The organism is Mesorhizobium sp. M0998 (assembly GCF_040318885.1).
Classification (GTDB): Bacteria; Pseudomonadota; Alphaproteobacteria; order Rhizobiales; family Rhizobiaceae; genus Mesorhizobium.
In genome coordinates this window covers 1-502 of record NZ_JAMYND010000137.1, presented here as the reverse complement: position 1 = coordinate 502, position 502 = coordinate 1, and the positions used below count along the sequence as shown (strand labels likewise).

At 63.3% G+C, this 502-nt stretch carries 1 pseudogene; it reads right to left on the bottom strand.

Annotation, left to right across the window (positions count from 1 at the left end):
- Positions 1-134: 134 nt before the first annotated feature.
- Positions 135-502: pseudogene (locus tag NKH59_RS33450) on the bottom strand (MFS transporter); the annotation flags it as partial.

Genomic DNA, 502 nt, shown 5'->3' with positions numbered 1-502 from the left:
GTGCGGCAGACAATGTCACGAGGAAGCGAGGCGACATTTCACGCTCCGCGACAGCCGGAAGTGATCGACAACTTTCCAACGTTTTCCTTCGCGATTGACCCATCCTGGTCAAACACCCCAAACCGGCGGCTGCATCACCGTTCCTCCGGCGGCTTGAGGTGCCGAAACTGCATCAGCAGCAGCAGATCGTAAGCGATCTTCAGTGCACCGCAGATGATCAGGGGCCAAGCCCGGAACGAGGCAGCGAACAGAGCGCCCGCCAGGGCGGGACTGGCTGCGGCAGCCAAACTGCGCGGTACCGATGTGAAGCTCGCGGCGGCTGCCCGCTCCGCCTCCGTGACGACCGCCATGACGTAAGATGAGCGCGTCGGGACGTCCATCTGCGAAAGCGCGGCACGGATCAGCAGCAGGGCGAGGGCCAGAGGGAGCGTCGGCGCAAGCGCCGCCAGCATCAGGGCGATGCTGGACGGAATGTGTGTGAACACCATCGTGTTGATGAGTC